Below are 25,651 nucleotides of genomic sequence, written 5' to 3' on the forward strand. Positions count from 1 at the left end.
TCGTGCCATAAGTTGTTGCCATCATATCCTCCATTGATTAAGTTAATTAACACTGCGTAACACGGCCATCGAAGCTGCAATCACAAATAGCTGTTATTGCTTTCGTGGCCTTTTTTACGCAATTAAGAATAACTGATCATCAGGCTTTTACAATGAGTGGATCCACTCATTTTCAATGATCGCTATGGGGTTTTTTAGCGCGGCAAAAGAGATTTTTTTAAAGCAAGGCAGCCGCTGTGATAGGACAAAAATTGCTGTGTTCAGGAGTTCAATGGGATGGCGCCGCAGGCACATTATCGGGGAAAGGAATCGTTGATTTTTGCGCTCTTAATCGCAACGCAAAATTGATCAGGCTATTCGGGCCGCTCAGATCGAGTTTTCGGGAAATGTTGACGCGGTGATTTTCAACCGTTTTTTTGCTCACAAACAGTTTCTCGGCGATCTGCGGTGTCGTGAAGCCCTCGGCTATCTTATTGAGCACCTTACGTTCCGCCTTGGTAAGACTCGTTATTTTTTCCAGCGATGCTTCGATCAACGCATCCTTTTCCGGCTGACTCTGCCGTATTTGCGCTAATTTTTCCATCCGGGCTTTGATGCTGTTTAACAATTCCTCTTTCGTGAACGGTTTGGTGAGGTAATCATCCGCACCCATATTCATACCCGCACGGGTATCCGAGCGCGTTGACTTTGCGGTAAGAAAAATAAATGCGTGAATTGCCGATTGCTGGGCTTGCTTGATTTGTGCCAGCACTTCAAAACCGTCGATTCCCGGCAGCATAATGTCGCAGATAATAATGTCCGGATTCGATTCCACCGCCATTTTCACACCGGCTTCACCCGATGGCGCGCTGATGACCCGGAATCCGTAATGCGCAATAATGGCGGTGATGTTTTCGCGCAATGCATTTTCATCTTCAACCACGAGAATCAGCGGATTATTCATCGCATGTTTATACCGGTAATTGAATGGTAATCGTGCAGCCGCTACCGGCCATGCTTTCAAGACTAATATCCCCGCCGTGCAATGTGATCAGCTTCTTCGCAATCATCAAACCGAGCCCGCTCCCTGGATATACCTTGGCGTTTGACGCGCGGAAAAACGACTGAAACAGAAACGCTTGATCCTTTTCCGGAATACCGATGCCATAATCTTTAACGGTAATAAAATAAACACCATCTTGCAGTTTCACGGTCATTTCCGGGGCTTGCTTCCCTTCGGAATACTTGAACGCGTTCGACACGATATTGCGTAACACATTTCGCAGCAGAATTTCATCCATATTGACGATGCAGTCGGGTGCGTCAAAACGGTAATCCAGTTTCCTTTGCTGCTCGTTGGGTTCAACATTCGATTGCACGAATGCATTCATGAATTGCCGGAAGGGAAGATGCTTCTTGGTCAGCTCAATCTTGCCCTCGTCGATCCGGCCGATATCCAGAATGTTTTCCATCAGCTCGGTCATGCGGGTTGTTTCTTCCGCCATAATGGCTTTGTGCTTCTGAAAAAATTCGATAAAAGAAGCACTCAGTCCGGCCGATTCCATTCTCAGATCCAGCAGATCGATGCTGGAACGGATGGTCGCGAGCGGCGTGCGGAATTGATGAGACGCCAGGCTGACAAACTGGGTTTTAAAGCGGTTGAGTTCACGCTCCTTTTCCATGGCTTTTTGCAGCCGGTGCTCGGCTGTCTTGATCACCGTGATGTCATTTTCTACCGCAACGTAATTGATCAATTTTCCGGCGTCGTCATATACCGCGGCAATATTGAGATAAAGCCATATTTTTTCACCGCTCTTAGTGTAATTCAGAATTTCACCGGAAAAAATTCCGCCGCTGCGAAGTGAGCGGGCAATCTCACGGATCGTCTCGGCCGACGTTTCCTCACCCTGGAGAAAAGCAGCCGGATCAAGCCCTATAACCTCTTCCGACCGGTATCCCAGGATTTCTTCAAAACTGTTATTGATCCAGATAATTTTCTTTTCGGGATCGGTAATCATCACGATACCGTTGGTTTTCTCAGCCACATAGGCCATCCGTTGCAGGTCCAGCTCGCTGCTTTTCCGCGCGGTAATATTTTGTAAGATACCGTACAAACCGGTGATTTCACCGTACGCATCGAGTATCGGGTGTATCGTGGTGGTATGCCATTTGACCCGGCCATCCTGCATAACGATCATGAAATCATCGCTGCGCTCTTTCTTCGTGGCCGTGACATGAGCAATCAGGGCTTGCATTTTTTCTTTTTCAGAACCCTGGTAGAGTTGTGTGCTTTGCAACAGCTCGGCGCATTCAAAATCCTTATCTAATTCGTAAAAATCATAGAGATAATCCGACCAGACGGTAAAATCCGTGGAGAAGACATAAGACCACTCACCGATCTCTGCGGTTTTGCACAGTAAAGACAGCCGCTTTTGCTGCGATTCGAGCGAATCAAAAGCTGCCAGATTGAAATTGGGTCTATAGTTCATTCGAAGCCACGCTGATAAGCCGGTTAATTAACATTAAGAAAACAGAAAAACGCTACCGAACATATTGTAGCGAAATAAAAATATCACTTTGGAAGTATTTTGGGAATAGGGATGGACATTCAGTCCGTCTGAAAAACAAGCCGCCCATAATAAAACAGCGCTAACAACGTAGCGCTGCGGAAACCATTAAACCTATCAATTCAGGCTGTGGTATTGACATTCTGACCCAGATGCTGCGGCAGATTCGCCGGGGCTTGATTTGCACCGGGAATCGCTTCAATCAAAGCAAGCGCGCCCGCAGCATTTGAATCTATCGCTTTTTTAAGCACCGCTATTCCGACCGCCTGGTTCGCGCTGAATTCAGCCATTGACGTTGCCAAGCCTGCTATACCGTTAACATCCATCATATTCTCCTCTTCATGTTGAGTACCATTAGCGGCACACCAATCAGATATTTTAGGAGTACGCGGCACATTGCCGGCGGTCAGTCTTTTTTCAACAGTGGCGATAAAGCGTTTTTAAGATGATTTTTCCAATCCAGGCCGACTTGCAGTGGAATTTTCACTTGCAGATCAGCATTTTCGGTATTCTTCCCTTCCAGATACAAAATATACTGCCCCAGCTCACCCAATTTGAATGCGGTCGTAATCACTCCCGATGGATGCTGCCGCGCGGGTGTCGACATCACTTCATGCTCTTGCTGGTGTTCTTTTTCATCGATTTCAAGCTTTACCAGACGAAGCGCCAAGGAAAAATCGCGTGCTGATTCGGGATACAGCAAATCAATCGTAATATTGAGCGATGCCGGTTCCGGTATTTTGCCGCACTGCACAGGCACATGCGGCGAGCGGAGATCGTCCGGTGACTCATAACCTTCAGGAAGATAGTAGCCTGAATAACCGATAATGAGCGCTTCCGATTCTATCGTGCAAGCGCCGCCGCGAAAACCCTTGGGATAGGTATCGGAAAAATCCCCTTGCGAACTGGTGCGGTACAGCAAGCCGAATACAATAAAAGCGGAGATCACCGCAATCAAAAGTGCAAACTGAAACTTGCGGACTGAGAGTTTTGATGTGGTTGACATGGCTTTTATGGACTCGGTATGAAAAGGAGGAAATTATATCAGTCAATACCGGTTGGCATGCAGCAACTCTGTTTGATACACCTGGTCGCCTGTTTTCCGGTTACGGACTGATTCCGGTCAAACTGCTTTTTGATACGGCCGTATCAAGTAAAACGGCCTAGTCAGCGGCGATAATCTGATTCTTGCCGTTCTTCTTGGCGCGATATAAGGCGCCGTCGGCACGCTTGAAGAGATCTTCCTGTGATTCTCCCGGATGATACTGCGCCACACCGGCGCTGAAGGTAATTAATAAACGGTTATTGTCATGCAGGAAGAATTTCTTGGTCATGTAGCGGCGTATTCTGGATATAGTCAGAATCGCGTCTTTCAGCGCGGTATTGGGCAACAGGATGGCAAATTCCTCGCCGCCGTAACGCGACACGACATCTTCCAGCCGCACCGTTTCCTTGACCGCTTCCACCAAATGACGCAAGGCATTGTCGCCCACGTGATGGCCATGCGTATCATTCAATAACTTGAAGTTGTCGATATCCAGCAAGGCAAAACATAACGGCGACTGGGTGCGCGCCGCGCACGATGCCTCGCGCTGGTAGGCATTATCAAATCCGCGCCGGTTCAGTATGCCGGTCAAATGATCTTCATGGACCTTCTCGCCCATTTCCTGCAATTGGGTTTCCAGCAGACTGATCTGATTCTGCGCGGTATCGGCTTCCGCCCGGGCGGCAATCAAATCCTTGCGGTAATTGATCATGTTTTTCTGTACTTTATTGGTCTCTTGCATGATTTCCGCAAGCAACTGATTGATCTCGTCGATATCTTCAACCTGATTGATTTTCTCCGAATAATATTCCAGTTTCTCCTGATATTCCCCGGTGGCATCCGACAGCTCTTCCAGATTGGAAATCAGCGAAGTGACCATCTGCCGCATCGTCACCCTGGCTTTACCCAGACTTTGCTTTATTATTGCCTGTCTTTGAACGATTTCTTTCAGATATTGCTCGGCTTGCGCGATGATCTGCATATCCAGCGGCATGGATACGGTATCTTTCAGTCTGGCAAGCTGTTTTTTAATCCATTGGTCTTCCGACAACAACTCAGCGGTACTGTCCATCAGCAGATTCAATAACCGCAACAAACCTTGTTGCAAACTGGCTTCACACTGATTGGATAATTCCAGTTTGACGCAAAACTGCTGGAAATGAACAATAAACTGATCCATCTCCGGTTTATTCTGAATTTTCCGCACCTGGGACGCCAACGAGCGCGCTTCTTCCGCCAGCGTTTCGCCATTGACTTGTTTGGCGACGATGTTTTCCAGCATTTGCGCCAGTAAATCCAGAAGCTGGCTGGTATAACCGCTGATCTCGCTGTCTTGCTTGATATTGTCAGAATCCGGAAGAAGTGGTTGCGCCTTGGCCTGAACGGCTAACGTCGTGCTATTGATCGTTATGTTTTCAGTGGTGGCAAACTTTACCAGGGCGGTCTTATATTTTAGCCAGTTCTTTTCACTGACGGCTTGCTCCAGACTGTTGGCGCAATTCAGCAACGTGGGCGTATGACGCGGAAATTCTTTCGCCAGCTCAGTCAGCAATTTCGCGGTAATGGCTGAAATTTGATTCTCCGGATTACCGGCGATCTGATCATACAGTTTGTGATAATTATCCGGTGTCGGGGAAATTTTAAGGATCGCAAGTTGCTTTAATGTTTCACGTGCAATCACGGAAGGATTCAGATTGGTGTCTTTTGTATCTTGATTCATAGATATTTCGCGCGGTTGCTAACCCCTATCCCTCATCGTATGATTTTTCATCGCGGTACAAATAGTTTCTTGACTCTAATCGCCCTATCTCTGCCTTACTCACCGCCTGGACGGGTTGAATTATAATCCTTAATAACCAATAACGTCATTCTTCGTGTCGCTTATAATGATCAGTGAGCCAGCCTCATTTTGCAAGAACATTCTGAGGGTGACATAAGAAGATGAGAGGCTTCCTCAGATTAGCTGAATAGCAATACTTATCATTCGAATCATTTTATTGCCGCCCAGTATAATCGACGCTGCCTATTTCAGCGCCACGATTAGAATGAAAAAACAAGCGCTAATCTAACGATGCAGTGAACAGTGGGGCCCATCAAACCTTAAACCGTACCTGTATTGCATTGATATACGGCAACATGGAAACAGCTTGTTCAAGTTCCCGCACCAGATATTTAGCCTCGTCAGTGCCATGTAGGATTTCAATCGGCAAATCCAGCTCCACATCGATCGCACCGGACAAGTAGTGCAATGTCATCGCTTCGACCGATGCAACCGGCAATTGCGGCCAACGCTGTTTGAGTTCGGCGATGACTTCCTCACGTGAAGGTAAATCGTTGCAAGGCGAACCGGTTTCGTCATTTTCCGGATCGATATGCACTGTCACGTCGGTCACCTCTTCCACCTGTTGCAGCAGACGCCGCCGGACACTGTCGCCGATTTGATGACCTTCCGACACACTCAAACGGGGATCGACCTGGATATGCACATCGACGAAAGCGTTCCCGGCGCTTTTCCGGGTGCGGAGTGTATGAATCGAGCGCACCCCATGCACGGCGTGAATGTGCTGCCGGATCGCGCTGACTTTTTCCGGCTCCAGCGCCACATCGATCAATTCCAGCGTGCTCGAACGCACCAAGCCAAAGCCGATCTTGGCGATCATGGCGGCCACCGCCACGGCAGCCACCGCGTCCAAATACGGATAACCGAGCATCACGCCGCTAATGCCGATCAATACCACAATCGACGAGAAAGCATCGGAGCGGCTGTGCCACGCGCTGGCCATCAGCAGATCCGAACGCAAACGCTGCGCAGCGGACATCGTATAGCGATAAATCCACTCTTTGGAAATCACCGATAACAGTGCAATCAGCAGCGCCAACAGAGTGAAATCCAGCGCCACTGCCGGATCGTTGAGCCGCTTAACTGCTTCATAGGCAATACCGGCCGCAACGCCGGTCAATACCATGCCGAGACTGACCGTTGCCAAGGTTTCAATCCGTCCGTAACCATAGGGATGCACCTCATCGGCGCTTTTGTGCGAATGTTTGGCGGCGTACAGCACGATGAATCCGGTCAGCAAATCGGATAACGAATGGATCCCGTCGGCAATCAACGCCTGTGAATTGGCAAACCACCCGATGACGATTTTTGCAACGCCCAAGATAAAATCCACCGCCGATCCGACGAGCGTAACTTTACGCACTTCCCGGTAGCGCTGCGGCCGGTTGGCCGGATCGGAGGATGAGTGCACGGCTATTTATCCGCCCGGGATGGCAGCCGCCGGTGTTCGGTCCTGGGGTGTTGCGTCGATTGGCAAGCGCGGCGGAAAAGCAGCAATGTTTTCTGCGCATGACCGAGCACGGTGCCGTATGAATAGCCGTTTATCTGCGCCGACTCACTGCTACCCGATGGTAATCCGGTGAGCAACTCCAATCCTTGCATGACGTGTTCCATCATATAGATTGCAAATAAGCCCTGCTCAACCGCTGCAATCACTTTCCGATCCAGCATCAAATGCTGCCGGTTCTGATACGGAATCAACACACCCTGCTCACCGGTTAAGCCCGTTTTTTCACACAACCTGAAATAACCTTCGATTTTGTCATTGATGCCGCCCACCGGCAGCACTTCACCGTATTGATTCAATGCGCCGGTCACGGCAATGCTTTGTTTCAACGGCAGTTCCGCCAACGCCGACAACAGCGCGTAAAATTCCGCGCAGGAGGCGGAATCCCCTTCGATGCCGGTATATTCCTGCTCAAAAACAATCGATGCGCTCAGCGCCAGCGGCGCCAGATGGGTAAACAAGCCCGTCAGGTAATTCTGCAATATCAGCATACCCTTATCGTGAATCGGCCCGGACATATCCACTTCGCGGGCGATATTCAGCACACCATCCTCACCGGCAAAAGTACGCGCCGTGAGACGCACCGGCGTGCCAAAACTATGGTCGCCCAGATCGATCTGCGTCAGCGCGTTGAGCTGACCGGCGGCTTCGCCTTGCAATGCAATGGCGATTTCCCCTTCGATAATGGCTTCCTGTAAGCGCGAATCCGGATAATTATGGCGCAAGTTGCGCGCTTGCAGCGCGGCGGAAATATCCTCCACTTCCACACAACCGCCATGACGGGCATGGCACAGCGCTGCGCTCTCCAACAGCAGCATTTCGGTGCGGGCAAAAATTGCACTCTGGCGCTTTTGATCTTCCACTTCCCGATGCGACTCTTCCAATAAGCGCGCAACCGCAGCTGCGGAAAAATGCGGTAATTTTGCGGTGTCGCAGGCATGCGCGACGAACACAGCCGATGCCTGATAAGTTTCCATGCTCGCGATGAAGCTCCCGGCAAAATCCACTTTCACGCGGAAGCGGCGCATGAATTCGGGATCGATTTCTTGCAAGTCATAATATTCTTCCCGCGATCCGACCAGAATGATTTTAACGTTCACGTCGACCGCTTCAGGCTCAAGGGATACGGGAGAGTTGGAAGCCCATGCCGAGCCGGGCTCTTCAATCTGCAACCGCTTGCTGCGTAAAAAGCGCCGCAGTTTTACCCACAATGAACCATCTGTCAGCAAGTCATCCAGATGCAGCATCAAAAAACCGCCGTGCGCTTTTAACAAGCTACCGGCGCGAATACGCATGAAATCGGTTTTCAGTTTACCGTTCTCAAACTGATAATCGATACTGCCAAACAAGGCATACGCTGACGGATTGTCTTCAATAATGACCGGTGCTCCCGGCAAATCGGCGTTATCCACGACCAGATTGATCTGATAACGGGAGAAAATCCGGTTCAATTCCGTCTGCTGTTTCTCTTCGTCGATATCATCCGTTTCAAACAACGCCAGATTGTCGAGAATATCCGTTTCCACCTGTGCAAAAAAAGTGTTGAGCCGCTCCTCATGTACCGGTTCTTGCAACTCCGCCAAAATTTTCTGCAACGCAAGATTCAGCAGCGGCTGCACGATACGGCGCTGCAATGCCGCCAATGCCGCGTCTTTTTCTTTCTCGATCCGTTGGAATGCTTCGAAATAAACCGCAATCGCTTCGCGTAACGCCTGTTCCGCCTGTTCTATTTCAACCCGGCGCGCTTTGGGCAGCTTCAGTAAATTCTCCGCTGTGAGAATTTCCCCTTTTTCATCCAGCAAGGTAAACAAAATCTGTTCGTTTTCCCGATGAATGGTGACATGCAACGATTCCGCAAACTTATCCAGTTTTTTGTACGCTTGGCTCGTTTCGGCTCTGAATTTTTTTTCCAGCCGGTCACTTTCGATCTTGAAATCCTGCCCGCTCAAACATTGGGTGATTCCGGATGGCAGCGATTTCGCCAGTTGCAGCATGGCTTGGCGCAGCAAACGCCCCTGCCCGGCAGGTAAATGCAAAGCCAGCGGTTTCTCGGGTGTAATGAAATTGTAGAGATAACACAGATCCGGGGGCGCAGGCCTATCAGCCGCAGCGGCCGTCATCGCTTGTTGCAATAAAGAAGAACGCCCTGACCCCGCTTCTCCCAACACAAACAAATGGTAATCCGGCTGCATCATGCCGAGACCAAAACGAACAGCCACTTCCGCCCGCTCCTGACCAATCCAGGATAACGGCCGCTGCAACAACACCGAGGTATCGGAAAATCCCAGTGAAGCCGGGTCGATGGTAATGCGTAAATGAGAAGAATCTAATGGTTTGGTTGGCATGTTTGGATTAGTGACGGTTGCAGCGGTGGGATTGCGCCGATCCGCTATTGTACTCATTTAGAAACCATTGCGTAACGCAAGCCATTCATTCCGGCGGATTGACCGGTAATCACCGGTTCAGAATTTGAATTGAAGCCCAGGAACAAAAAGACGAAGCACTACTCCGGAGAAGCGGGGTTTAATTCAGAATTACAGTATGCTTGAAAAGCAAAAAACCACGGAGAAGTACAACTTCTCCGTGGTTTTTTGGTATTACAGATTAACTATTGATTACATCACTCTGCGGCGGCGTGCTGAAAAACCAATCAAACCGAGGCCTGCCAGCAACATGGCATAAGTTTCCGGTTCCGGAACGGCCATAATGTATTCGTAACCGAAGCTCACTGATTTATGATTCGCGATAGTGCCCAAATCATAAGCCAAATTGATGGAATGATCGGCAAAACCGTAGTTACCGATTCCTTGAGCCGCGGCCAGCATCACGGCAGGATCAACCGGACTGCAGCAGTTAACAGGATCGACATAAGGTGCTATTGCAAATGCTGAAGCACTGGTCGTGTTATGCAGCGTTAATGTCCATCCATCCAAACTTTTTGCAGTTACGGAAGAAAGATTCCCTAATCCATTGATTGTATTAGTCGTGCCAAATCCAACGCCGCCGGGAATGCCTTGATCCGGGTCAATGCCAACACCCCACTGCACATGATTAGCCGTAGCTCCGGTGTTATTGGTCAGTTGCACTTTAACAGCAACGTGACCGCTAGTAGGAATACTTACCGTTTCAACCACGCTCCAGCCACTGCCGCCGCCTGCAATATTGGTAACGACGGCAATACTGCTACCGATGGCAAAAGCGGTAGAGCTCAATGGATTGCTTCCGGTCGCTTCATCAGCAATCGCAACCGAAGCACCATTGGCATTCAACCACCAATTGGATGCAAAAGTGCCATGGTTAACATATTCTCTACCCATAAAGCTCAAACCAAGCGCACCGGATGGAGAAAAATAACCGGCATTGTCAATCCTGGCCGCAGTAGTGCCAAAACCGCTAATCGTAACGGGCGCAGCTTGTGCTGCAGTAACAAACGTACCGCACAAAGCAATTGCAACTACTTGTGCAAGGTAATTCTTTTTCAATTGGAATTTCATAACTTACTCCGTAAATTTAAGGCTGCTATAAAAAACTGGCTATTAATATTGCTGTTCAACGCCAACTTTAATCACACACGCTTTTATGCCACATTCAAAATGATACAAACCCAAAATTGATACATAACCGCATTAACAACGTGCTTCATTATAGTTTTGTAAATCCTTAAGTACATAGAGCATTTCTCCCTTTTTATTAGTACATATGTACTAATAAAATCTAGTCGGGTAACCCTGCTTCGCCCACCAATCGATTGCTGGGACCGTCGATCAAATTTCCATGTCTTACCGCTCGTACTTCAGGGTTTATTTACTATAGGAAATAAACTAGCCGAATTTCCCGGTAATATAATCTTCCGTGGCACGCTCATTGGGTTTCGTAAAAATCAAATCGGTATCGCCAAATTCGATCAATTCACCCAGGTACATGTAAGCGGTATAGTCGGAAACGCGCGCCGCCTGTTGCATGTTATGCGTCACTATCGCGATGGTGTAATCTTCCTTCAGCTGGAAGATCAAGTCTTCGATCCGCGCCGTAGAAATCGGATCGAGCGCGGAAGTCGGTTCGTCGAACAGAACCACTTCGGGCTTCACCGCGATGGTGCGGGCGATACAAAGGCGTTGCTGCTGCCCGCCGGAAAGGCTGGTGCCGCTCTGATTCAATTTATCTTTGACTTCCTCCCATAACGCGGCTTTTTGTAACGCCCATTCCACCCGTTCGGCCAGATCGTAACGATTTAACGATTCATACAGCTTCACACCGAACGCCACATTATCGAAAATCGACATCGGAAACGGCGTCGGTTTTTGAAACACCATGCCCATTTTGGCGCGCAACATATTCAGATCCTGCTGCTTATCGAGAATATTCACACCATCCACCACAATCTCCCCTTGGGCGATCTGACTCGGGTACAGTTGATACATACGGTTCAAGGTCCGCAGTAAGGTCGACTTCCCGCAACCGGAAGGACCGATAAACGCGGTGATTTTATTTTTCCGGATCTGCATGCTGATCGACTTGAGCGCATGAAATGTATCGTAGTAGAAATTCAAATCGTTGATGGAGATCTTGCAAATATCGGATGGTGAAAGGCTGATAGTCATTTGAGTTTTTAATTTTAAAAATCGCGCTTGCGCATGAAAATACGCGCGGCAACATTCAGCCCAAGCACACTCAGCGTGATCAATAACGCACCGGTCCAGGCCAATTCTTGCCAGTATTCGTAAGGACTCATTGCGAACTGGAAAATAACGACGGGTAAATTAGCCATGGGGCGGTTCATGTCCGCGCTCCAGAATTGATTGTTGAGCGCGGTAAACAGTAATGGTGCGGTTTCCCCGCTGATTCGGGCAACCGCCAATAATATCCCGGTCATGATGCCGACTCTGGAAGCGCGCCAGGTAACTAGCGTAACCACTTTCCATTGCGGCGCGCCCAACGCGATCGCTGCTTCGCGCAAACTGTTTGGAATGAGTCGCAACATATCCTCGGTGGTGCGCACAACCACCGGAATCACAATCAGCGCAAGCGCCAGTGCACCGGCCCATCCGGAAAAATGCCCTACCTTGGCAACATAAACCGTATACACAAAAAGACCGATGACGATCGAAGGCGCGGACAGCAAAATATCGTTCACAAAACGGGTAACCGGAGCGAGCCAGCCGCGTTGGCTGAATTCGGCCAGGTAAGTGCCCGCCATGATACCGATCGGCGTGCCGATCAGTGTTGCGAGCGTCACCATCACCAAGCTACCGGCAATCGCATTCAACAAGCCGCCAGTATCGCCGGGCGACGGCGTCATTTGCGTAAAAGTAACGACGCTGATACCGTCCAATCCCTTGTCGAACAGTGTCAGCAAAATCCAGAACAGCCAGAACAAGCCGAACGCCATCGCCAGCACGGAGAAAGTCAGATTGATCGCGTTAATGATGCGGCGGCGGGTATAAATGGGGATCATCATGTCACGCTAGGAAAGGCTGCCTTCGCGTTTCTTCAGCCGTAATAAAAGAATCTTGGAACAAGCCAGCACCACGAAGGTGATCAAGAACAGAATCAAACCCAGCTCGATCAACGCGGCGGTGTACAAATCACCATCGGCTTCCGTAAACTCATTGGCTAATGCCGAGGCAATGCTGTTTCCGGGCATGAACAGAGAAGCGTGCAACTGGTGCGCATTGCCGATCACAAAAGTAACCGCCATCGTCTCACCCAAGGCGCGGCCCAGACCGAGCATGACGCCGCCGACCACACCGGTCTTGGTATAAGGCAGAACCACATACCAAATCACTTCCCATGTGGTCGCACCCAGCGCGTAGGCGGATTCTTTGAGCATCGCAGGCACCACCTCGAACACATCGCGGATCACGGAAGCAATGAAAGGAATCACCATGATCGCCAGAATAATACCGGCGGTCAGCATGCCGATTCCCATCACCGCGCCTTCAAACAAAAAACCGATTCCGGCTATTTCTCCGAGTGTGCTTTGCATACCCGGTTGTATATGTTTCGCAAAAAACGGCGCGAATACGAACAAGCCCCACATGCCGTAAATGATGCTGGGAATACCCGCCAATAATTCAATCGCTGTTCCCAAGGGGCGGCGCAGCCAAGGTGGAGATAGCTCGGTCAGAAACAATGCGATGCCGAAGCTCACCGGCACTCCGATCGACAGCGCAATCAGTGACGTAACCAGTGTGCCGATGATGGGCACCAGTGCGCCAAATTTCTCCGTAACCGGATTCCATTGCGTACTGAATAGAAAATCAAAACCAAACGCCTGCATTGCAGGCCAGCTACCGATCAGTAAAGAAAGCAGCAAGGCGGCCAGCAATACAAAAACCAGTGCGGTAAAAAACCAGGCCGCTTTGAGGAATACCCAATCGAGCAGCCGCTGCCGGTTCAGTTTTGCTGCCGTATGGGTTGCGGGCATCGTTTTTGCCGCGTCCGATTGCAGGCGCGCGAGGCTTATTTTTGTGATTACCGCTAGCAGAAAATTATTGCGCATGGTGTTGAGAAACACTCTGTCTCTGATCTTGAGTTTCCCGCGGGCTATTGCGCCGAGTAAATGGCCTGGCCATCTTTACCTTTAATCCGGGTTCTCCAGGCATCTTCGATCAGCTTTACGATATCGTCCGGTAATGGAATGTAATCGAGCGCCAACGCCATTTCATCGCCATGCGCATAAGCCCATTCAAAGAACTTCAATACTTCCAATGCGTGCGCGGGGTTTTCCTGGGATTGATGCATCAGGACAAAAGTAGCGCCGGTAATGGGCCAGCTATCTTGTCCGGGCTTATTGGTCAGAATCTCGTAAAACCCCGTGGTCATGCTCCACTGCGTGTTGATCGCCGCGGCTTTGAAACTGTCTTCACTAGGAATGACATAAGCGCCGTCGCGATTCTGCAATTGCACGTAGTTCATTTTGCTTTGTTTAACGTAAGCCGCTTCGACATAACCGATCGAATTCTTGATTTGCTTCACAAAATTGGCCACGCCCTCATTACCCTTGCCACCGGTACCGATGGGCCACGCCACGGAAGCGTCGGCGCCGATTTTTTCTTTCCACTCCGGGCTGACTTTACTCAAATAATCAGTAAACAAAAACGTAGTACCGGAACCGTCCGCGCGATGCACCACGGCGATATTGCTGTCCGGCAATTTCACACCGCCATTCAAGCCGGTAATCGCGGGATCATTCCAGCGTTTGATTTTGCCCAGAAAAATATTCGCCAGCACCGCTCCGGTCAATTTGATCTGACCGGCTTGCATGCCTTCCACGTTAATGACCGGCACCACGCCGCCAATCACGGTGGGGAACTGCGTCAAACCGTTTTTCTCCAGCTCTTCGACGGTCAGCGGCTTATCCGAAGCGCCGAAATCTACGGTCTTGGCTTTGATTTGCTTGATACCGCCGCCGGAACCGATGGATTGGTAATTCAACCGGATCCCGGTTGCTTTTTTATAGGCATCGGCCCATTTGGCGTAAACCGGATAGGGAAAAGTCGCGCCTGCGCCGGTGATATCGGCGGCACTTGTGTGCGTGGTAAAAAGTAATGCCGCAGAAGCAAGCATCAGGCCGAATTGCAATTTCATCTTATATTCTCCCAATCAATCAACAGTGCGTGTTCTGGATGAAAATCTTAACCGGCCGGCATGACAGGATGATGACAATCCCGTTGCACATAAAAGAAACCTCCCGGACAACTTGCCGATGGCCGTGTCAGGGAGGTGTACTACGAGAAGAAGTGAAAACAGCAGAAAAATACAAACCCAATTCAAAACGCCCCCGATCTCCCGGATCGTTGTGACACTTCAACAGCAAAAGTGCTTGGGTTAAGCGGTTTTGTCTACACCGTTAGAGGGGGTGTAGACAACATTTCCAAAGGGTATGGGTTAAAACGGGAAAGTCCATTCCTTGGTCCAATCATGGCTCGCATCCTTGAATGCGCCGGCATAATCGACCACGTCAAAGAAAGCATCGCTCACCGCGGCTCCACCTAATGTCAGTGGCGAACCGGTTTTGGGCAAATAACCATCCAACAGAGGATCTTCCGCTTTGTTTTCGGATTGCGACAAGAACCAATCGGACACGGAGAATGTAGCGCCGTCACCATCGGCAAAATTCTGGGCGCATTGCGCAAAAGAGTTCTGCATCGTCAATTCGCCCGTCAAACTGCCTGGAGAACCGGCATTGACATAGGTCGATGCGCTATCGATGCGCACACAAACCGGTGATCCGGTAATGACCGAGTTCCAGATATTTCCCGCTGTTCCGCGGCGCAGCAAAATGCCTTGGGTAGCGCCGGTATCATTGCGGCCGATAATGGTGAAGTTGGATAAAATGGGATGGGCGCGCGGCAGACTGTCGTGGTTTTTCTCATTGTTGTCCGCTTCGATACCACGATCACCGATACCAGGCGATTGTTTCACCAGCACAAATTGCGCCCGGCCTTTGAAACCGCTGGTCCAATCGAACGCATCGTCACGATTCTCGGTCAGCACCAAATGCTTCATCTGCACCGTGCCACCGAACATTTCCACGCCATCGTCCAAACCGGCATGCACTTGCACATAATTAATCAGCGTGCCTGAACCGACACCCATCAGCGTGAAGCCATTGAGTTCTTCATCCGGACGCACGGCAAAACCGGCAAAAAGAATCTGCGTATACTTCACCACGCCACTGCTTTCCGTTGGATTGTTACCGCCAAAGAACTCCGACGTAATCGCTTCGAATGGCGCTTCACAAAGAGTGACGCCTACATTACAACCGTTGATCGGCGCATTACCGGCGATCAGCAAACCACCCCATTCACCGGGCGACTGTTGCAATGGGCCGGACATCACAATCGGATTATCCGGCGTTCCTTCGGCCATGATCTTGGAACCGCGCCGGATAAACAGATAATCCGCTCCCGCTTCACCAAAAATCTTGGTGCCGGGGTTGATGGTAAGGGTTGCGCTTTGGGTGTTATCGCCGCCGACATAAACACCACCCGACAGAATCCAGTTGATATTTTTTGTCAGCGTCACATTGGTTTTAATTTCACCGCTTAAAATACAAGAACCGGCGCTGGGGCCCGCTGCCGCAAAACTTGGACAACCTTGAAAGGCATTGTTGACAAGCTGTTCCACTGTGAAGCGCAAGGGATTGGATCCGGGTATCAATTTTAATTTGGCGTAATATTCATCCGCGCCGACGGTTACTGAAGCAACATGCACCGCACTGGTATCGGCATCAAACACATTACGCTGTCCGGTCGTTGCTGCAATCGGACTGGCGGCAATCAGCTGCAGGTCGCTGCCGCTCAGTTGTAATTGCGCGCTGTAGAATGAAGACGTGCTGCCGCTCAATACTTCCACGACAGGTAAATTGACAACACCGCTTGCCGGATCAAACGTTGCGGTTGCTGCATGCCCGTTCAGCGCGGTTGTGCTCAGCACAACCGCTGATGCGGCAATTATGTTTTTCATATGACTTCGCTTTGACATGATTTACTTAGCTCCAAGTTTTTATTTAGGGTAAGCAAATCTATCAGGCGAACATGACAGTGCTATTACACCGGCATGAAAAGATATACAGCCATCAAATCGCGATTTCAGGCGGCGCAACGCCGCAAAATACCGGAACCTCCGCTTGACCGTTTGACTGTTAGAACCTTGTCCAATGATCGGCGACGATTTGTCCATTTTCGATCACGAAGCGATAGTTGTAGTCATCGATTCTGTACGTCCACACTTCCCGCTTGATGTACATAATGCCGCCAAAGGCTCTGGTTTGCACCAGCCCCAAATCCGTCCGGATATGCGGCTCGCCCATATTGATCAGCAATTTATCCGCCAAATCGCCTTTGGAAATAATATTACCGTTGGGTGCGCGAAAGCCGCTGAGCAATACAACCAATGCCATTGCAACCAACAAAATAAAGAATTTTTTCATGATGGAATCCCCGTCAAATGTAGTCTGTCTTTACAAGCTGTTTCTTGCTGCCGGATATCACTGTAGCCGGAGCAGAATTAATGCAGACTGAACAAGTACGGGGATTGAGCTACAGAAAAATAACCGTGCCGCTTAGGAATGAACTGCTTTTTAATACGCTAAGCGCACACTGAGGTTAAAAAAGCGCCCGCGGCGGAATTGCCGGGTGACTTCATCGCCTTGGGTAATGCGGATTTCGGAATCGAGTAAATTTTGCATGGAAACCTGCATCGATAGCCCTTTGTATAAATTCTGGCTAAACACAAAATCCAGTTGATGCACGGGCTGCTCGTATTTGTCCGGCGCGCCCAGCACACCCGCGGCCATAATGCGCTTGCTGGAAACGTTATATAACAAGGTCGCCTGCGTTTTCCATTGCGGATTGTCATAGCCGATCTGGAAATTGACGATCTGCGCGGAGTGACCTTGCAGTTGCCGGTCGTTGGTCGTCTGCGCTTTCAGATTATCGGCATTCAATTGCACGTTCGACGCCGACCACGTGTAGTTGCCGCCGGCATAAAAATTCTGCAACACCGGATGGACAAAATCCAGTTTCTTCAGCAACTCCAGCTCAAACCCATAGATATTCGCTTTATCGGTATTCTGATAAGTGTTGAGACCGGCGGTGCCCGGCACCGCAACCAGCTCAATCGGCTTGGTTAGATCTTTCCAGAAGAATCCGGCAAAAATATTTTCCGTCGGCGATAAATAATATTCCCAGCGCAAATCCCAATTGGTAATGGACGTTTGCTTCAGGTTGGGATTACCGACAGTCTCTTGATTGGTATTGATATCGGTAAAAGGCGCTGACGACAATTCCCTGAAGTCCGGTCTTGATAAGGTTTGACTGAAACCGGCGCGAAGCTGCTGCTTATCGGTCAAGAACAACGTGCCCACCACGGACGGCAGCATATCGACGCGCTTGAGCTGGGCGGTTGTAGGCGTATTGTTCAGCGTGAAAGTATTGACCCTTTGATCATTGTCTTCCCAGCGCAACCCGCCGGTAATATTGACCCGGTCGTACATCAGCCAATCCATTTTCCCGTAATAAGAAAACAGATCCTGGGAAGCGGTGTATTTATCGCTGGGGCGCGTCACGTCACGCAGTTGGAATCCATTGGCGCCGATATACTGCGGCCGCAATATGTTTTCCAGCGACGATTGCGATAAAACCGCAGAACTGAAGCCATCCCGGCCGACCGGAAAATAGTTAAAGCGCTGGATAGTTGAATCTCTGGTCTTGCGCTGCGTAATAAAACCGCTTCCCAAAGTAATCTTGTGATTGAACGAAGGTTGCACCGGCAGTTTTCCGTCCACTCGCCAGCTCTGATCCTTATCGACCAAGTCCGCATACATGACCTGATTGTTATCCGCGCGCTGCGCAAAGAAATAGTTGCCTTGCCTATCGGCGTCAAAACGGTAATCGCGCGTTTTGGGCTCTTCCCGGTTGGCGGTTGCATTGGTATACAGCCAATTAATCGACAAATCTTTCAACCGGTCGAATCGATGTTCACCGCCTACCTGAGTCATCAACAATTGATTGGAAAAGAACTTCAACCGCGTTCTGCGGATATCGTTGGTCTCCGCGTCGGTGAATCCCTGAGAAATTCTGGCTTCATCGAACGCCTGGCGGAGAAACATCGTTTTGGCAAAAAACTTATGATTGTCTTTGTAGTGCAGTTCCGTGCCCGCATAACCGGTCAGCTGCACCTCGCTCAACGAACGCTGCATACGAAAATCCTGAACTTTTCTCAGGCTGCCGTCGCCGGTATCGGCAGCGACAAATTCGCGGTTGATTTCATTTTGTTTTCTGAATTCCCGTTTCCACCCGGTCGCCGCAATATACCCCAGCCTGAAATCACCGAATGTGAAACTATCCCCCATCGATGCTTGTATGCCGGTATCCGGTGCACGCTTCTTCCGGTCGACATTCCATACCCCCGATAAATCCTCGCCAAACTTCTCAATCTGTGCCGGTGTAAATCCATTGGGATTAAAAACAGACGCCGGTTTTATCGTTCCGCCATCCTTAGTCGCATCGGCCAGCGAATCGGGCAAAGCCCTCGCGCCATCGTCGTAGCTGGTAAAGTCAGCTCCACCGCCTTTATAAGTCAAGCCATCCTGAAACGTCGTATTGTCGTTCATGCCGGTTTGCAGGTTTAAGTTGAAGAAAAACCCATCGGGAATGCCGCGCGTGCGCATTTCTATCGTACCGCCCGCGAATTCCGCCGGACGATCGGGCGAATAGGTTTTCTGCACCATTACACTTTCAAGAATATTGGTCGGAAACAGATCCAGCGGCACAACGCGCCGGGTCGCATCCGGGCTGGGAACTGCGGCGCCGTTGACCAGCGTTGAGGAAAAGCGCTCGCCCAGTCCACGGATAAAAATGAATTGACCGCCCACCAAGGTTAACCCGGAAGCTCTTCGCAGCGCACTGGCGGCATCGCCGTCACCCGCCCGGCTGAATTGTTCTGCGCCCAAGACCGTCGCCACGGAGGTTGCCGTTCTTTGCTCCTCGATTACCGATGCCACCGTACCGGCCAGGTGAGGCTCCAGCACCACATATTCGGCCAGTTCAACACCTGCCGGCGTCAATTTAAAGCTTAACGGTGTGTCTTGATCCTTTTCAATTTTCACATCGTCCAGCGTCTGGCTGCTGTACGCATTGTGCAGCAACGAAACACTGTAACTCCCGGCGGGAACCGTTGTTGTGATCTGGCCCTGTTCGTCGGTTCTGAATTTTTCTTTCAGGCCACTCAAAAACACTTGCACATCCTTAACCGGTTTTTGCGTTTCCGCCGATATCACTTGCACCGAGATCGTGCCTTCGCCTTGATCGCGTCTTGCTTCACCGGCCGCTGATCCGGCCAGCGTGCCCGCCACCGAGCTTTCGATATTCAGCAGCGGTTTCTTCTTGCCCGGATAAAAAGTAACGAGAATCTGCGCATTCTCCGCCGGACGCAGCGGCAGCTCGAAAGTGAATTCCTGATCTTTTGTATTAATGGTGAATCGATAAAACCCGGGCGGCAATTTCCCGGCCAGGCTGCCACTCGCATTGGTTTTCAGCGGCGCATCGCTACCCGGCCGCCAAGTGTACGTAGCCGGAGTCGCTTCAAAAATCAGGATCGCGCTGGATTTGTCGAACGATTCGCTATTGATCGACAACTCGGCGTCGGCGATAGGCAATCCGTTCTGGAACAGATGAATTGAGAATTCGGCTTTTTCCTCGCTCCCCCAGACGGAGGTATTGATCAAAGCAATCACGAGCAAGCAGCAAATCCGGAAAATTTTTATTAGTTTTGTATTCATTTGGCGTATCAAGCCCCCTCTCCACCCGCGCATCGGCTGCGTGCGAAGATCAATTCTCAGTTAATCGAAAAGGAAAGTGTTCGGGGTGGCTGTTAAGGCGGTATAAAAAGAAATACAACGCGGAATGATTCCGGCGTTGCCAGCGATTGCATTACGTACATTGCCATGGCTCGGTTTTGCAAATTTCCATCAAGCGGCGCAGTTCGGTGCCTTTTCTGAACAGTTCGGCATTTTTCAGGTGATCCAGATGCTTATTGGCGTCGGCAAAACGGCGGCTGAAAAATAGCGCGTAAGCCAGCGCGTAACGGACATCCTGATCGTCCAGCAGACCGGTGCGGTACAAACTCGATTCCATGTTCGCCGCACGCTCGAACTGTTTCAATGCCAGCAGAATGGACAGCCGTTGCTTGAACTTAACTTTCTGGTCACCGATGCTTTCATTCAAGGTCAAGGCCTTATGAAACCGCCCGGCACGCCGGTAAACTTCCGCCGCTTCCGCTTGCAATTGCGGATTCAGCAACGCCGCTTGTTCCAGGATGAATGCCGCAGAATTCAGTTTTCCATGATCCAGATAGGTGTGCGCCAGCAGCTTTGCGACCATTTCATCCTGCGGAAATTGCAAACGCGCAATTTCCAGAATGTTGATCGCTTCCTGATACTCGCGGCTCAGCCGCAATGCATTGCCAAACGCGACATAATCGGCGGCACCGGCGTTGGATCGCTTCAGGTAGTCTCTGCCCAGCTTGACCGCTTCCTGATAAAGCCCCAGCTCGACAAAATAAAAAACTTTGCGCTTGAGAAAACGTAAATCGGTTGGGAATGCCCGCTGCCCGTCATTCAACGCATGGATGGCCGCTTCGGTGTCTTGCAGATGCCAGTAGGATTCCGCTTTTAAGCTGATCAATGCTGCGTCCTTATTGACCAGACTTCCGGCTTTGCCGATTGCATCGATGGTTTTTTTGTAATCCTTGAGGCCGAAATAGACTTTTGCCAGATAAATAAAAATCGACGGATCTTGCTGGCCGTTTTTAACGGCTTGCTGCAAACTGTCCTTGGCCGCACCGAGATCTCTCAATCCCAAATAGGCCAGGCCTTGCAATGTATAGAAACGGGCCAGATCGGTTTTCTTGTTTCCCAGATCAACGCTTTGCAGCGCCATTAACGCACGGTCGTGATGGCCGTCTTTTAACATCACGGCGGCCAGTTCGATAAAGTCGGCCGGTGGCGCTTTTTTCTCCGCCGCCTGGACGGAATGCACGTAACAGCCCAGCGCGATAGCCACGTAAACCAGAAAATGCAGCGGCCAGTTCGATCGATTGTTCATGGCAAACATTAAGATAAATCGAAGCGGATTTTTTGCTTGGCCCAGACACGCACCGTTTCGCCCTTATACTTGGCCGGTTCAAAGTGCCACGCGCGTATGCCCTGCAACGCCGCCGAATCGAACATGCCCGACGGGCTGGATTCGAGCACTTGCACCTGATTGACCGAACCATCGGTTTCAACCAGCACCGACAACACAACATAGCCTTTTATGCCGTTCTTTTTTGCTGCCGGCGGGTATTTGAAAGAGCCGCGCGCCACCGGTTTGGGCGGCACATCGACCAAATCGGCGGTCATGACGGCGTTGCCGGTTTTCCCGAGCAAACCGTCATCCAGCCCTCTGCCATGCCCATCATCCAGACCTAGCGATCCCATATCAATCCCCGACAAGGCGGAATCAAATCCTTTGAAAGGCGCGGGGGCTTGAGGTTTGGAGAGCTTCTTAGGCTCTGATTTCCTGATCTCTTTCTTAGGCTCCGGTTTTATTTCCCTGACCATGGCGATATCGGTCACTTCCTGGGAAGATTTCTTTTCGGTCTCTCCCGCATAATGATTCATCCAGAATATCAAACCGAAAACCAGTATCAATCCAAACAGCATGGATACCAGCCCTGCCAAATGTTGTTTCAATTTCATCGTTTCCATTTTCCCTCCTTATCCTGCTTCTTTTTTAGTTGCAACACCCACGCTCTCGGCCCCCGCCAAGCGTGCTTGATCTACCACTTCAACCAGTTTTCCCGCTGGCACACCATCATCCGTCACCACCAAAACCACTTTGCTGGAAGCCGTGTTCAGCAAATCGCGCAGCTTGCTTTGTATCAACCACACACGGATCGGTTCGCCATCCAAAAAAGTGTCGCCATTGCGATCGATGAACAAGCGAATCGCCTTGCTGGACGCCACCACCGAGCTGCTCGCTTTGGGCCGCTCCAGTTCCAGTTTCATATCCTTGACAAAAGTCGCCGTGACCATGAAAAAAATCAATAATATGAACACCATATCAATCATTGGCGTCATATCGATCACGGCTTCGGCTTCCGCCGGTTCGTTGTTTCTCATTTCATGCTTTCCCGTATGTGGTGGATGTTTGGTGACACAGCAAATCCTTGACCTGAGAAAGATCCTGTTCAATTTGCTGTTGCCGCCGATTCAGAATGCTATTGGCTAATACGCCGGGAACCGCTACCGTCAATCCCATCTGAGTGGTGAACAAGGCTTCCGCAATCCCACCGGCAATGCCGCCCGACTGGGAATGCAGCGTCATGGTCGACAACGATTGGAAGGTTTCAATCATCCCCGTCACGGTTCCCAATAAGCCCAGCAGCGGCGCAACAAGGACAACGACGCGCGTAAGCGAAGCAAATTTGCCCAGTTCCCGCTCATAGTCATAAAAAGCCGCATCCAGATGACGCCGCAGGTTTCTGACGCGTTGCTGCTGCAAACCAATCCCTTGCTTGATCGCTTTGGCCACGATATTTCTGGCCGGTTTTTCGTGATGCTGCTGATAAAACTTCACCATATCGCGCACCCCCATCCACTTGGGATCTTTCATGACCCAGAATCGATACCCCACGCCATACCAAAGCAACAAGGTGCAGAGCACCAGCGGAAACATCACGGCTCCGCCGATAACAAACAATTCCTTGATCCAAACAATCAGTTCTTGAACATTCATTTCAAGCATTCTGTGCTAGCAACGTATTGCCACTGACATCCGGCGCATTCCCTTCCTCAGGATCGAGCGCGCTTCCCATGAACACATTCACAATCCTGAGCGCCGAATGCTCCATGTCGCGCTTGATATTTCTCGCCCAGGTCGACAATACAGAGCCCAATAGCAAGGTCGGGATGGCGACGACGAGGCCTAGCTCGGTCGTCACTAATGCAATCGCGATCCCTTCGGATAACAATCTTGGATCGCCGGTACCAAACTGGGTAATCGAATCGAAGGTTTCAATCATCCCGGTGACCGTTCCCAACAACCCCAGGAGCGGAGCCACCGAGGCAATCACCAGAATGGCAGGACCTAGCCGGTCGAGCGGTGAGGATTCTTGCAGAATCGCCTCATACACAATGCCTTCCATGTGATCCCGGTCGTCTTTCAAATGGCGCAGCGTATACAACAAAACTCTGCCAATGGCCGACGATGCGCTTGCTTCGCATTGTTTCCTAGCCACATCCAGATCGCCTTTAGCCAGCTGATGGATGATTTGATCCGACAACTTTTTCGTGTCCGCGCTGTTGGTGCGCAGCAAATAAATCCGGATCAGGATAAAAAACCCGCCGATGAGGCCGAGGATCACAATCACCCAACCGATAGGGCCGCCTGAATCGACGTGTTCCAGCAGAGTCTGTTCGTGCATCTCGTCGACGGCTGTGGTGCGCGACTCGAACAAAAACAGCTGTAATGTGTCCGGCTGCTCGTTTTTGCTCAAACCCAAGGCGCTTTCCGCACCCGCGCTTTTCCACACCTTGAATGCTCCGCCACCGGCGGGCGCCAGGCTGCCGCTGCCATCCGGACTGACGCCGTAAGCCGCGATATTGCCCAGATGAATCAACATTCCTTCCGCTTCTTTGCCATTCCCGAGAAAAAATTTCCCCGGTTTTGTCTGAATAGCGCCAAGCTTCTGAAGTAAGGACAATGCTTGATTGAATACAAAACCGATTTTGGCCTGATCATCGCCTTTTGCTTCCTTCATGGCCAAAGGCATCTCGATGCCGTGGTTCTTCAAGGTCGCTTCCGCCTGTAGATAAGTCGTTTCCAGCGCATCATTGCGTTCGCTGACCACGGCTTCTTTGCGTTCCACTTCGGATAACTGGGCCGTCAACTGATCGATTTTTGCCGAGCGCTCCACCGAGTTACGCTCCAGCGCGCCGATTTTTCCGCTCAATGCTTGCTCCTCTCGGCTTGCGCTGGCTTGATAGCTTTTCAGCCGTTCGGTCAATTCGCGTTTTTGCGCCTCCAGGAAAGCAAATTCGCGCTTATAGGCGGTCTCCAGATTGACTGCTTCCTGCTTGGGTGCGCTTGGTTTCTTGGACGAAGCCGCTTCCGGCTTTTCTTCCGGAGCAGCAGCCGGTATGTTTTCGGATGCCGCGGCTTTATCTTCTTTGGCGTTGGCTGATGCGGCAGCTACCAGCACAAGTAGTGCAATCAATAAAATTTTCTTCATTTCTTCAATGGATTCGGTAATTCAAAATAGCCTTGGCGTATCTGTTTCTTCAAGGAATCGAACAAATTCTTGATACGCTCCATGTCCGCCGTGTTATCCACCAGCTCGTATTTCCAGCTGCCATCTTCCGCACGCCGCGCCATTCCGCTCTGATTGTCGCGAGTTTGGAAAAAGAGAAATACCGTGCCGAGCTTGGCGATATCCACCAGCACTTTCTCTCCATTCAAAGGGATGGTCTGCTGATAAATTCCGTTTTCCTTGCTCAGGCGAATTTCATCTTCGATCAGTGACCAGGCCTGGCTAACCGCTTTATTCGGGTCGATCAGGCGGTTGGCGATATTATTTTCCAGGTCGTCAATGGCTTTGATGCGGTCTTCCATCTTGAATGGAAAACCGCTTTGAATATGGCGCTTATAATCACTCAGTAACGTCAGCAGAACAGGTTTCAGGCTTTCCCCGGATTGCTCCGCTTTTTTGGCGCTCTCGGACAGCTTGCCGATCGAATGTTGCAGCTTTTCGATGCTCAGTTTTTGCCTTCTTTCCTCCACACTCAAATCCGCCAATTGCGAATTGAGCGCGGATATTTTGCTGCTATGTTTTTCCTTCTCCAGATCCAGTTGCGTTTGCAGTGTTTCAACCTCACCGCGCATCTTGGCCAGCGATTTGGCCAGATTTTCCAGATTGCTCGCCGTTGCCGCCGGTGCGGAAAGCAACAGCACCAATCCGCCCAGCCCGATTATTCTTTTACCCCAATGAATACGCATAAATCCCTCATCAATAATGCCCGTGCATACTACAAGTTGAATATGTCACTTTCATGACAGTTCGATGTCATTTAACGAAGCGCTACCGCAGTCACCGGCGAGGAAACCGGGAAGTATCCCGATGTCATGAAACTTTTATATTGCACCCTTAAGATGGCGATTCATGCG

The 25,651-nt window shown here is 50.4% G+C and carries 21 protein-coding genes; all 21 read right to left on the reverse strand.

The features are described from left to right. Nucleotides 1-268: 268 nt before the first annotated feature. Nucleotides 269-1,003, reverse strand: a complete 735-nt coding sequence (locus ABD07_RS12815; RefSeq protein WP_240142552.1) for a response regulator transcription factor — start codon at nucleotides 1,001-1,003, stop codon at nucleotides 269-271. Further along, nucleotides 951-2,468, reverse strand: coding sequence for a sensor histidine kinase (locus ABD07_RS12820; protein ID WP_160818615.1), 1,518 nt, complete (start codon nucleotides 2,466-2,468; stop codon nucleotides 951-953). The genes ABD07_RS12815 and ABD07_RS12820 overlap by 53 nt, the downstream gene beginning before the upstream one ends. 200 nt (nucleotides 2,469-2,668) lie before the next feature. Then, nucleotides 2,669-2,872 (reverse strand): YjfB family protein, encoded by a 204-nt coding sequence (locus ABD07_RS12825; protein ID WP_160818616.1) that lies wholly within the window; start codon nucleotides 2,870-2,872, stop codon nucleotides 2,669-2,671. Between the two features lie 80 nt (nucleotides 2,873-2,952). Continuing rightward, nucleotides 2,953-3,552, reverse strand: coding sequence for a hypothetical protein (locus ABD07_RS12830; protein WP_160818617.1), 600 nt, complete (start codon nucleotides 3,550-3,552; stop codon nucleotides 2,953-2,955). Between the two features lie 157 nt (nucleotides 3,553-3,709). Then, the gene (locus ABD07_RS12835) at nucleotides 3,710-5,311 is read right to left on the reverse strand and encodes a GGDEF domain-containing protein (RefSeq protein WP_160818618.1); all 1,602 of its coding nucleotides are present in this window, start codon (nucleotides 5,309-5,311) and stop codon (nucleotides 3,710-3,712) included. Between the two features lie 373 nt (nucleotides 5,312-5,684). Next, on the reverse strand, nucleotides 5,685-6,842 hold the full coding sequence (locus tag ABD07_RS12840) for a cation diffusion facilitator family transporter (protein ID WP_160818619.1): 1,158 nt from the start codon (nucleotides 6,840-6,842) through the stop codon (nucleotides 5,685-5,687). Nucleotides 6,843-6,844: 2 nt separating this feature from the next. After that, the gene (locus ABD07_RS12845; RefSeq protein ID WP_160818637.1) at nucleotides 6,845-9,283 is read right to left on the reverse strand and encodes a Lon protease family protein; all 2,439 of its coding nucleotides are present in this window, start codon (nucleotides 9,281-9,283) and stop codon (nucleotides 6,845-6,847) included. A 270-nt stretch (nucleotides 9,284-9,553) separates the two neighbouring features. Then, on the reverse strand, nucleotides 9,554-10,432 hold the full coding sequence (locus ABD07_RS15070; RefSeq protein WP_240142553.1) for a PEP-CTERM sorting domain-containing protein: 879 nt from the start codon (nucleotides 10,430-10,432) through the stop codon (nucleotides 9,554-9,556). Between the two features lie 327 nt (nucleotides 10,433-10,759). After that, entirely contained in the window at nucleotides 10,760-11,539 is a 780-nt protein-coding gene (pstB, locus tag ABD07_RS12855; RefSeq protein ID WP_160818620.1) for a phosphate ABC transporter ATP-binding protein PstB, read from the reverse strand. A gap of 14 nt (nucleotides 11,540-11,553) precedes the next feature. Then, the gene (gene pstA, locus ABD07_RS12860; RefSeq protein ID WP_160818638.1) at nucleotides 11,554-12,393 is read right to left on the reverse strand and encodes a phosphate ABC transporter permease PstA; all 840 of its coding nucleotides are present in this window, start codon (nucleotides 12,391-12,393) and stop codon (nucleotides 11,554-11,556) included. A 9-nt stretch (nucleotides 12,394-12,402) separates the two neighbouring features. Beyond that, nucleotides 12,403-13,365 (reverse strand): phosphate ABC transporter permease subunit PstC, encoded by a 963-nt coding sequence (gene pstC / locus ABD07_RS12865; protein WP_160818639.1) that lies wholly within the window; start codon nucleotides 13,363-13,365, stop codon nucleotides 12,403-12,405. A 119-nt stretch (nucleotides 13,366-13,484) separates the two neighbouring features. After that, entirely contained in the window at nucleotides 13,485-14,528 is a 1,044-nt protein-coding gene (gene pstS / locus ABD07_RS12870; RefSeq protein WP_160818621.1) for a phosphate ABC transporter substrate-binding protein PstS, read from the reverse strand. 300 nt (nucleotides 14,529-14,828) lie between these two features. Continuing rightward, the gene (locus ABD07_RS12875) at nucleotides 14,829-16,409 is read right to left on the reverse strand and encodes a hypothetical protein (RefSeq protein WP_240142554.1); all 1,581 of its coding nucleotides are present in this window, start codon (nucleotides 16,407-16,409) and stop codon (nucleotides 14,829-14,831) included. A 178-nt stretch (nucleotides 16,410-16,587) separates the two neighbouring features. Continuing rightward, a complete protein-coding gene (locus tag ABD07_RS12880; protein ID WP_160818623.1) occupies nucleotides 16,588-16,875 on the reverse strand; it encodes a hypothetical protein in 288 nt (95 codons plus the stop codon). 150 nt (nucleotides 16,876-17,025) lie between these two features. Next, nucleotides 17,026-20,226 carry a TonB-dependent receptor gene (locus ABD07_RS12885; protein ID WP_160818624.1) on the reverse strand — a complete coding sequence of 1,067 codons (3,201 nt, stop codon included), beginning with the start codon at nucleotides 20,224-20,226 and terminating at the stop codon, nucleotides 17,026-17,028. A gap of 151 nt (nucleotides 20,227-20,377) precedes the next feature. Continuing rightward, nucleotides 20,378-21,550 carry a tetratricopeptide repeat protein gene (locus ABD07_RS12890; RefSeq protein WP_160818625.1) on the reverse strand — a complete coding sequence of 391 codons (1,173 nt, stop codon included), beginning with the start codon at nucleotides 21,548-21,550 and terminating at the stop codon, nucleotides 20,378-20,380. 8 nt (nucleotides 21,551-21,558) lie between these two features. Continuing rightward, a complete protein-coding gene (locus tag ABD07_RS12895; protein ID WP_160818626.1) occupies nucleotides 21,559-22,194 on the reverse strand; it encodes an energy transducer TonB in 636 nt (211 codons plus the stop codon). Nucleotides 22,195-22,203: 9 nt separating this feature from the next. After that, nucleotides 22,204-22,608, reverse strand: coding sequence for an ExbD/TolR family protein (locus ABD07_RS12900; protein WP_108699429.1), 405 nt, complete (start codon nucleotides 22,606-22,608; stop codon nucleotides 22,204-22,206). Between the two features lies 1 nt (nucleotide 22,609). Continuing rightward, nucleotides 22,610-23,224 carry a MotA/TolQ/ExbB proton channel family protein gene (locus ABD07_RS12905; RefSeq protein WP_160818627.1) on the reverse strand — a complete coding sequence of 205 codons (615 nt, stop codon included), beginning with the start codon at nucleotides 23,222-23,224 and terminating at the stop codon, nucleotides 22,610-22,612. Nucleotide 23,225: 1 nt separating this feature from the next. Next, nucleotides 23,226-24,719 (reverse strand): MotA/TolQ/ExbB proton channel family protein, encoded by a 1,494-nt coding sequence (locus ABD07_RS12910; RefSeq protein ID WP_160818628.1) that lies wholly within the window; start codon nucleotides 24,717-24,719, stop codon nucleotides 23,226-23,228. Then, on the reverse strand, nucleotides 24,716-25,483 hold the full coding sequence (locus ABD07_RS12915; protein ID WP_160818629.1) for a DUF3450 domain-containing protein: 768 nt from the start codon (nucleotides 25,481-25,483) through the stop codon (nucleotides 24,716-24,718). Before ABD07_RS12915 ends, ABD07_RS12910 begins: the two co-directional genes overlap by 4 nt. Between the last annotated feature and the right edge of the window lie 168 nt (nucleotides 25,484-25,651).

Source organism: Nitrosomonas oligotropha (assembly GCF_009833085.1).
Classification (GTDB): Bacteria; Pseudomonadota; Gammaproteobacteria; order Burkholderiales; family Nitrosomonadaceae; genus Nitrosomonas; species Nitrosomonas oligotropha.

Bases quoted from the DNA above. Each gene is read 5' to 3' on its own strand.
- pstA (WP_160818638.1), bottom strand. From the start codon at position 12,393: ATGATCCCCATTTATACCCGCCGCCGCATCATTAACGCGATCAATCTG.
- ABD07_RS12895 (WP_160818626.1), bottom strand. From the start codon at position 22,194: ATGGAAACGATGAAATTGAAACAACATTTGGCAGGGCTGGTATCCATG.
- pstS (WP_160818621.1), bottom strand. From the start codon at position 14,528: ATGAAATTGCAATTCGGCCTGATGCTTGCTTCTGCGGCATTACTTTTT.
- ABD07_RS12835 (WP_160818618.1), bottom strand. From the start codon at position 5,311: ATGAATCAAGATACAAAAGACACCAATCTGAATCCTTCCGTGATTGCA.
- ABD07_RS12905 (WP_160818627.1), bottom strand. From the start codon at position 23,224: ATGAATGTTCAAGAACTGATTGTTTGGATCAAGGAATTGTTTGTTATC.
- ABD07_RS12900 (WP_108699429.1), bottom strand. From the start codon at position 22,608: ATGAGAAACAACGAACCGGCGGAAGCCGAAGCCGTGATCGATATGACG.
- ABD07_RS12885 (WP_160818624.1), bottom strand. From the start codon at position 20,226: ATGAATACAAAACTAATAAAAATTTTCCGGATTTGCTGCTTGCTCGTG.
- ABD07_RS12880 (WP_160818623.1), bottom strand. From the start codon at position 16,875: ATGAAAAAATTCTTTATTTTGTTGGTTGCAATGGCATTGGTTGTATTG.
- ABD07_RS12890 (WP_160818625.1), bottom strand. From the start codon at position 21,550: ATGAACAATCGATCGAACTGGCCGCTGCATTTTCTGGTTTACGTGGCT.
- ABD07_RS12825 (WP_160818616.1), bottom strand. From the start codon at position 2,872: ATGGATGTTAACGGTATAGCAGGCTTGGCAACGTCAATGGCTGAATTC.
- ABD07_RS12910 (WP_160818628.1), bottom strand. From the start codon at position 24,719: ATGAAGAAAATTTTATTGATTGCACTACTTGTGCTGGTAGCTGCCGCA.
- ABD07_RS12830 (WP_160818617.1), bottom strand. From the start codon at position 3,552: ATGTCAACCACATCAAAACTCTCAGTCCGCAAGTTTCAGTTTGCACTT.
- ABD07_RS12875 (WP_240142554.1), bottom strand. From the start codon at position 16,409: ATGAAAAACATAATTGCCGCATCAGCGGTTGTGCTGAGCACAACCGCG.
- ABD07_RS15070 (WP_240142553.1), bottom strand. From the start codon at position 10,432: ATGAAATTCCAATTGAAAAAGAATTACCTTGCACAAGTAGTTGCAATT.
- pstC (WP_160818639.1), bottom strand. From the start codon at position 13,365: ATGCCCGCAACCCATACGGCAGCAAAACTGAACCGGCAGCGGCTGCTC.
- ABD07_RS12915 (WP_160818629.1), bottom strand. From the start codon at position 25,483: ATGCGTATTCATTGGGGTAAAAGAATAATCGGGCTGGGCGGATTGGTG.
- ABD07_RS12820 (WP_160818615.1), bottom strand. From the start codon at position 2,468: ATGAACTATAGACCCAATTTCAATCTGGCAGCTTTTGATTCGCTCGAA.
- pstB (WP_160818620.1), bottom strand. From the start codon at position 11,539: ATGACTATCAGCCTTTCACCATCCGATATTTGCAAGATCTCCATCAAC.
- ABD07_RS12845 (WP_160818637.1), bottom strand. From the start codon at position 9,283: ATGCCAACCAAACCATTAGATTCTTCTCATTTACGCATTACCATCGAC.